We start from the raw sequence: 8,048 nt of genomic DNA, 5'->3' as shown, positions 1-8,048 counted from the left end.
CCGGCGCCGGCGTGGTGGTGGGGACCGGCATTCGAGATGCGCGATGCCACAGAGTCGCTGCCGTCCACGTTGAGCTACCAGCTCAGGCTGCCCGACGGCGCCAGCTTCGCCGAGGGAGCCAGCGTGTTGCGCCGGACGCTCGCCGGCCAGGACATCGTGCCATGGCCGTATGAATTCTCGCGCAAGGTCGCGTCGACCGATTCCGACGTCCGCGACTTGCCGGTGCAGCCGTCAGACGACAGCGCGTTTCCGCCCTAGATCCGGCACGGCCTCGCCGATCACCTCATCGTCCAGCGACGGCTGCAACGGAGGCGAGGTCAGCGCCGGCGACGTCTTCAACAACTCGGCGAGATCGCGCGGCGGCAGCGGCCGGCTGAACAGGAACCCCTGCATCTCGTCGCATGCATGCGCGCGCAGGAACTCCTGCTGCTCTGAGGTCTCGACGCCCTCGGCGACGATGGTCATGCCGAGCGCCTTGCCCATGCTGATGATCGCCTGCGCGATCGCGACATCCTCGGAATCATCGGGCAGATCCCGCACAAAGGAGCGATCGATCTTGATGGTGTCGATCGGGAACTGCTTCATCAGCGACATCGACGAATAGCCGGTGCCGAAATCGTCGATCGCCAGCCGAATGCCGCGGTTCTGGATCGCATCGAGCACGCGGACCGCGCGCGTCACGTTGCGCATCACCATGCTCTCGGTCACCTCGAGCTGCAACAGCGCCGGCGGCATGCCGCTCGCCGCCAGCGCCTCATCGATATCGTTGAGCAAATTCGGATCGCCGAACTGTCGCGGCGAGAGGTTGACCGCCATGGTCACCGCCTTGAGGCCGCGGTGCTGCCACGCCATGTTCTGCGCGCAGGCTTCCTTCAGCACCCAGCGGCCGACCGGCACGATCAGGCCGACTTCCTCGGCGAGCGGAATGAACTGCCCCGGCGATACCTTGCCAAGCTCGGGATGGGTCCAGCGCAACAGCGCCTCGACGCCGCTGATCTGCCCGCTCGCCATGTCGACCTTGGGCTGATACTCGAGCGAGAACTGGTCGCGCTCCAGCGCGCGGCGCAGCGCGCTCTCCATCGTCAGGCGCTCGATCGACTGCGCCCTGACCTCGTTGGAGAAGAAGCGGAAACCGTTCTTGCCGTCCTCCTTGGCGAGATACATCGCCATGTCGGCGTTCTTGGTGAGCGTCTGCACGTCGGAGCCGTCGGCCGGATACATCGCGATCCCGATCGAGGCCGTGGTGTGGCACTCGTGCCCACTGATCTGCAGCGGCTGGCTGAGCGAGACCAGGAGATCGCCGGCGATCCGCTCGACGTCGTCCCGTTCGGCGGTTTCCTCGAGGATGACCACGAACTCATCGCCGCCGAGCCGCGCCACGACGTCGCTCGCGCGCAACGATTCACGCAGCCGCTTGGCGATCGCCACCAGCAGCATGTCGCCGGCGTCGTGACCGAGCGAGTCGTTGATGATCTTGAAACGATCAAGGTCGATGAACAGCACCGCAAGCTGCCGGCGATGGCGATCCGCCGCCGAGATCGCGTGACGCAGCATCTCGTTGAACGTCTCGCGGTTCGGCAGATTGGTCAGGCTGTCATGCGAGGCAAGGTATTCGATGCGCTCGTCGGCCTTGTGCTTCTCGTCGGCGCGATCGAAACTCTCGAGCGCGAACGCCAGATTGTCGGCGAGCCGCTGCAACAGCTCGGCGAATTCCGGTGTGAACGTGTCCCTCTCGATCGCGACGAAGATCATGACGCCGACCACCCAGCCGTTGACGGTCAGCGGAAACGAGGCGCCGGACTGCGTCCCATCGAGCCGCGCCCGGTCATGAAAGGCTGCCGTCTCGGTATCGGCAAAATAGTCGTTGATGATGCAGGCCTTGCCGGACCGGAACGCCCTGCCGCAGGCGCCGCGCCCCTCGGGGTGCGCCTCGCTGATCGAGAGCGTCACCTGGCTCGCGCCTTCTGCCGCCGGGCCCGCGATCGCGACAATCCGGAGATAGTCGCTTCCGGGCTGCGCCAGCGCGATGGTGGCCGAGGTGAATTTTCCCCCGGTTGCCGCCGCTTCGCAAACCAGCTGATAGAGCTCGGAGCGGGACTTCGCCCGCATGATCGCCTCGTTGGTCGCGCTCAACGCCGCGAACATCCGCGACAGCCGCTCCTTCTGCTCATCGACGCGCGCCTTCTCGTCGGCGCGGTCGAAATTGGCGAGCGCAAACGAGACGTTCTCGGCGAGCCGCTGCAACAGCGCCATCATCTCCGGGCTGAATGTGCCGAATTCGCTGGAGAGAAACACCAGCGCGCCGATCGCCTCGCCGTTCTTGAGTAGCGGCAGCGCCGCGCCGGACTTGCTGCCGCTGTCGCGGACGACCGGGTAGACATGCGATTCGGGGCCGAAGTCGCTGAGATAGTCGTTGCTGATGCAGGGCCTGCGGGTGCGGATCGCAACGCCGGTCAGGGTCTGGCCTTCCGGCCGCGTCGCGTCGGCCGACAACTGGACTTCGCGGGCGCGCACCCGGTCGGGACCCGAGGCCGCCACGTTGTCGAGGAAGGCTTCGCCCGGGCGGACCAGCCTGATCGTGGCCGAGATGAACTGTCCGCCGACCGCTGCGGCGTCGCAGACCAGATTGAACAGCTCGCTGCGGGATTTCGCCCGCATGATCGCCTCATTGGTCGCGCTCAGCGCCGCGAACATTCGCCGCAGCCGTTCCTTCTGCTCCTCGGTCCGCGCCTTCTCGTCGGCGCGATCGAAGCTGCCGAGCGCATAGGCGACGTTGTCGGCGAGCCGCTGAAGAAGCTCGGCGAATTCGGCCGAGAAGGTGTTGCGCTTGGCGGAGATGAACAGCATCACGCCGACCGGCTCGTCGTCGACGATCAAGGGAAAGGCTGCGCCCGATCGCGCATCCTCGCGGTCGATGATTTCGCGGAACGGATTATTGGCGACGTCGCCCAGAAAATCATTGTTGATGCAGGCGCGCCGGGAGCGGAACGCCCTGCCGCAGACGCCGCGCCCTTCGGGCCGCGCCTCGCTGCGCGAGACGTTGAGGCGGCGCGCATTTTCGGCAGTCGGACCCGCGACCGCCATCATCTCCAGGAAATCGTCGCCGGGCTTGGCGATCAGAATGCTGGTGGAATTGAACCCGCCGCCGTGCGCCGCCGCGGCGCAGACCAGCTCGAACATTTCGAGCCGCGACCTGGCGCGCATGATCGCCTCGTTGGTCGCGCTCAGCGCCGCGAACATCCGCGACAACCGCTCGCGCTCGGCGTCGGCCCTGGCCTTCTCGGTGGCGCGACCGAACGTGTCGAGCGCAACCGAGACGTTTTCGGCGATCCCCGCCAGCAGCGCGATGATCTCCTGGTCGCGGGCCCAGGAATTGCTCGTGAAGAAGATCAGCACGCCGATGCTCTTGCCGAACCGGGTGAGCGGCAGCGCCACGCAGGCCATCAGGCCGCTGCCGCGGATTGGCGTCTTCGATTCCCTTATCGATATCGGGATGTCGTGCTCGACGCACGGCCGCTGGGTCCGGAACGCCTCGCCGCAGATCCCCTTGCCGTAGACATTGTCCGGATCGGTCGAGAAGCGCGTCTGGGTGATCAGGTCGATCGCCTCGCCGGTACCGGCGACCGGCTCGAGCCAGTGCGTGTCAGGCTCGGCCAGCAGCACCACGGTGGCGAAGGACTTTCCGCTGAACACCGCGGCGTCGCAGACCCGCTGATAAAGATCGTGCTCGGTCTTGGCGCGAAGGATCGCCTCGTTGGTTGCGCTGATGGCACCGAACATGCGGTTGAGCCGGCGCATCGCCCGCTCGCCGCTCTTGCGCGACGCCTCATGGTCGAAATTGTCGAGCGCAAAGGAGACGTTCGCGGCCATGCGCTCCAGCAGCGAAACGATCTCCTCGCTGAGGGAGTTGCTCTCACGCCGCGTCACCATGAAGACGCCGACGCTGCGCCCGGCGCAGACCAGTGGCACCGCCGCCGCCGCGCCGACACCGGCCGCCGCAGCACCGCTGCGCCAGGCCGCCGAACGGGAGTCGTTGACATAGTCGTTGCTGACGCAGACCCGCTGGTCGCGGAACGCCTGCCCGGCAACGCCTTCGCCTTCCGGAGCGTGGGCGATCGCGGAAATGGTGATGCTGCGCAGACGCGCGACATCGTCGCCGCAACCGGCTGCGAAGGTCAGCAGACCGGTATCCGGCTCCAGCAAGAACACGGTCGCGGCCAGGAAGCTCCCGCCCGAGAACGCGGCTTCGCAGACCTTTCCGTACAGTTCTTCTGGTGATTTTGCGTACAGGATCGCTTCGTTGGTGGCATTCAACGCCGCGAATGTACGCCCGATGCTCGACTGCACGATTCCTGAAGGCCCCCGGGGCCACCCCCTTCAAACTGGAGCGGAACATTGCCCGCGATAGGCCTAAGTGGTGGTTAGCGTATCCGGCAAGTTGCACGACAAAGTAAACGGCTGACGAACGCGGAAGGCCCTTTTCCGGGATATTACGGACGCCGGTGTGCCAGCCTGAGCCGTAAGGCCATGATGCCCGGATTGCGACCCTACCTGCGTCGGCGGAGCGGCCAAATTCCGCATCGCGACCGCGCCCGTTCCACTCGGTGAAAACATCGCCGCCAGCACCCTGCTGGCGGTATGGCGGACCGGATTTTCTGCGCTTGCTCACACTTCGGCGCTCTGAGACCATGAGCCTGATAACAGCAAGCAAGACCCGCGCATCATGCGGGCGGACCGCGAGGAAAATCCCATGCCGATCGTCCAGGCCGACCGTCTCACGCGCATCGGCGCGGCGCTGCTGAAGGGCGCCGGCGCGTCGGAGGAGGAGGCCAGCGCGGTCGCCTCCGGCTGCGTCAACGCCAACCTCGCCGGCCACGACTCCCACGGCGTGATCGCTATTCCGACCTATATCGACCGCATCAAGGCCGGCCATATCGTGCCCGGCGCGAAATGGACCGTCGTGCAGGAGACGCCGACCACGACCGTGATCGACGGTCATTGGGGCTTCGGCTTCCACGTCAACGCCAAGGCGATGGAGATGACCATCAACAAGGCGAAGACCGCCAATGTCGCGGCCTGCACCGTGTTCCGGCAGAGCCATGTCGGGCGTCTCGCGCATTACCCGCTGATGGCGATGCGCGAAGGCATGATCGGGATTGCGGCCGCCGATTCCGGCCGCTCGCCGAAACATGTCGCGCCGTTCGGGGGCCGCGAGGCCCGGCTCGGCACCAACCCGCTCTCGATCGCGGTACCCTCCGATCTCGAGGCGCCGTTCTATCTGGATATGGCGACCTCCGCGGTTGCCGCCGGCAAGATCCAGCTCGCGGTGGCGCGCGGCGAGAGTATCCCGAAGGGCTGGATCATCGATGCCGAAGGGCGCGACACCACCGACCCTGCGGACTATCGCAAGGGCGGCGCGCTTTTGCCGCTCGGCGGCAGCGAAGGCTACAAGGGCTCGGGCCTTGCGGCGATGGTCGAGGTGCTGTGCGGCCTGCTCACCGGCCTCGGTTTCGGCGTCGAGCCGACCGGCCGCCACAACGACGGCTGCTTCATGGCGGTGTTCAACGTCGCCGCGTTCCGCCCCTTGCAGGATTTCAAGAAGGAAGTCGCCGACTTCGCCCGCTATCTGAAATCGACACCGCCCTCGGAAGGCAGCCGCGGCGTGTTCTATCCGGGCGAGATCGAATATCTGCGCGAGCAGCAGCGGCGCAAGGACGGCATCGAGATCGAGGATGCGACCTGGGACAAGCTCAAGGCGCTCGCCGCCGACTACAAGCTGACCGACGACCTCGGCCTTCGCTGATACATCGCCCGGACACAGGAGAACGACATGACACGGCAAATGGCGCTGGTTGGCTTCTTGCAGGCGCAGAACTGCACCAACCTGCCGAGCTCCTGGCGCCACCCGGAGTCGCGCGACGATTCGATGTCGGCGGACTACTACCAGGAAATCGCGCGCATCCTGGAGCGCGGCAAGTTCCACATGGCGTTCTTCGACGATCGCCTCGCAATGCCCGATCGCTACGGCAACGATCACGCCCACACCGTCGAATACGGCATCCGCTGCGTGAAGATGGACCCGATCGTGGTGCTGACCGCGATGGGCATGGTCACCACCAAGCTCGGCCTCGCCTCGACCGCGTCCACCACCTATTTCGAGCCGTTCGACGTCGCCCGCCGCTTCGCCACGCTCGACCTGATGACGAACGGCCGTGCGGCGTGGAACGTGGTGACGTCGGTCAATGACGGGGAAGCCCTCAATATGGGCCGCGAGCAGCATCTCGAGCACGATCACCGCTATGACCGCGCCGACGAGTTCATGGAGGTGGTGCTCGGCCACTGGGACGCCTGGGAAGACGGCTCGCTGGTGATCGACAAGAAGAGTGGCCGCTTTGCCGATCCGGCCAAGGTGAAGCGGCTTGACCACAAGGGCGCGTTCTTCACCTCGCGCGGCCCGTTCACGGTGCCGCGCTCGGCGCAGGGCCATCCCGTCGTGATCCAGGCCGGCGCGTCCGGGCGCGGCCAGCGCTTTGCCGGACGCTGGGGCGAGGTGATCTTCACCGCGGCGCGCAACCTGGCCAATGCCAAGCAGGGCTACGACGCGATCAAGGGCGAAGCCGCCAAGGCCGGGCGCGATCCCGACCAGATGATGCTGTGCAATCTGATCACGCCGGTCACGGGCGCGACCAAGGCCGAGGCCGAGGACCGCATGGCCGTGATCCAGAAGCTGCCGCTCGAGATCGACGCATTGTCGCTGCTCGCCGAAGGCCTCAACTTCGATTTCGGCGCCAAGGGGATCGACGAACCGCTGACGACAGAGGAGTTGCAGGGGATGCAAGGCATGCTCGGCATCCGCGACGGCGTGCTGCGCACCTCCGGCAAGAGCAATCCCTCGACCCGCGACTTCATCACCTTCTCCGGCCGCGGCCAGGTACAGGACGCGATGGTCGGCGGCCCCAAGGAAATCGCCGATCGGCTGGAGGAAATGTTTGTCAATCGCGGCTGCGACGGCTTCGTCATCGCAGCGAGCTACGTGCCGGGCTCCTACGCCGACTTCGTCGATCACGTGGTGCCCGAGCTACAGAAGCGCGGCCTGTTCCACAAGGACTATGCCGGCACGACGCTGCGGGAAAATCTCGGGCTCAAGCGCCCGGCTGCCGGCGCCTGGAAGACCCGCGCGCAGGCTGCGGAATAGAGGGACATCATCATGCGCTGGCTGAAATTCACCGCCGCGGGCAACACTGCGAGCACTCCTTCCTGGGGCCTCGTCGAGGGCGACACCGTCATCACCGTCAACGGCGATCCGTTTTCGGAATGGAGCAAGACGGCGAAGACCCACGCCTTGAAGGACGTCAAGATCGAGCTGCCGTTGATCCCGCGCACTTTCTATTGCGTCGGGCTGAATTATTTGAAGCACCTCAAGGAAGCCGCCGACAAGGCCGGTACGGTGCCGAACGTCCCTGATCGTCCCGAGATCGGCTACCGCGCGCAGAACGCGCTGATCGCCCATGACGAAAACGTGGTGATCCCCGCGAGCGCGACCGAGAAGATCCATTACGAGGGCGAGCTCGTCGTCGTGATCGGCAAGACCGCCAAGCATCTGACCGAAGCCAATGCGATGGACTGCGTGTTCGGATACACCATCGGCAACGACGTCTCCGAGCGCAGCTGGCAGAAGGCCGATCGCGGGCTGTGGCGATCCAAGAACGCCGACACGTTCAAGCCGATGGGCCCGTGGATCGAGACCGATGTAGATCTCGACCGCATGGAAACCGCGATCCGCGTCAACGGCAAGGAGACCGGCCGCTTCCGCACCAACGAGATGATCTTCGGCATCGTGCCCTTCCTCGTCGAGCTGACGAAGTATTTCACGCTGTCGCCCGGCGACGTGATCTGGATGGGCACCGACGGCGCCTCGCCGGACTTGAAGGACGGTGACGTGGTCGAGATCGACATCACCGGCATTGGCACGTTGCGGAACCGGTTCGTGAAGGAGAAGGTGTGAGGCGGGTGGCTCCTCGTTATTGCTGACGCGCGTGCTCCATACC

General features: G+C 65.6%; 5 protein-coding genes. 4 read left to right on the top strand and 1 reads right to left on the bottom strand.

All coding sequences use genetic code 11. The features are described from left to right. A partial coding sequence (locus H8A95_RS40175) for a hypothetical protein (protein ID WP_229188060.1) occupies positions 1-258 on the top strand: 258 nt, incomplete at its 5' end. Here the strand turns inward: H8A95_RS40175 and H8A95_RS40170 are convergent. Further along, positions 232-4,347, bottom strand: coding sequence for a bifunctional diguanylate cyclase/phosphodiesterase (locus H8A95_RS40170; protein WP_229188059.1), 4,116 nt, complete (start codon positions 4,345-4,347; stop codon positions 232-234). The genes H8A95_RS40175 and H8A95_RS40170 overlap by 27 nt on opposite strands. Before the next feature lie 403 nt (positions 4,348-4,750). Here H8A95_RS40170 and H8A95_RS40165 point away from each other — a divergent pair, with 403 nt between their 5' ends. Genes H8A95_RS40165 through H8A95_RS40155 form a run of 3 tightly spaced genes read left to right on the top strand, consistent with a single transcriptional unit; the run spans position 4,751 to position 8,005 of the window. After that, on the top strand, positions 4,751-5,803 hold the full coding sequence (locus tag H8A95_RS40165) for an Ldh family oxidoreductase (protein WP_229188058.1): 1,053 nt from the start codon (positions 4,751-4,753) through the stop codon (positions 5,801-5,803). Between the two features lie 27 nt (positions 5,804-5,830). Next, a complete protein-coding gene (locus tag H8A95_RS40160) occupies positions 5,831-7,195 on the top strand; it encodes an LLM class flavin-dependent oxidoreductase (RefSeq protein WP_229188057.1) in 1,365 nt (454 codons plus the stop codon). A gap of 12 nt (positions 7,196-7,207) precedes the next feature. Then, entirely contained in the window at positions 7,208-8,005 is a 798-nt protein-coding gene (locus H8A95_RS40155; RefSeq protein ID WP_229188056.1) for a fumarylacetoacetate hydrolase family protein, read from the top strand. Positions 8,006-8,048: the final 43 nt, after the last annotated feature.

The sequence above is a fragment of the Bradyrhizobium oropedii genome, assembly GCF_020889685.1.
Classification (GTDB): Bacteria; Pseudomonadota; Alphaproteobacteria; order Rhizobiales; family Xanthobacteraceae; genus Bradyrhizobium; species Bradyrhizobium oropedii.
The sequence above is the reverse complement of the archived record's forward strand: the minus strand, read 5'-3'. Positions and strand labels throughout refer to the sequence as shown.

Excerpts from the sequence above, each read along its gene's own strand:
- H8A95_RS40165 (WP_229188058.1), top strand. The coding sequence starts at position 4,751 with ATGCCGATCGTCCAGGCCGACCGTCTCACGCGCATCGGCGCGGCGCTG.
- H8A95_RS40155 (WP_229188056.1), top strand. The coding sequence starts at position 7,208 with ATGCGCTGGCTGAAATTCACCGCCGCGGGCAACACTGCGAGCACTCCT.
- H8A95_RS40160 (WP_229188057.1), top strand. The coding sequence starts at position 5,831 with ATGACACGGCAAATGGCGCTGGTTGGCTTCTTGCAGGCGCAGAACTGC.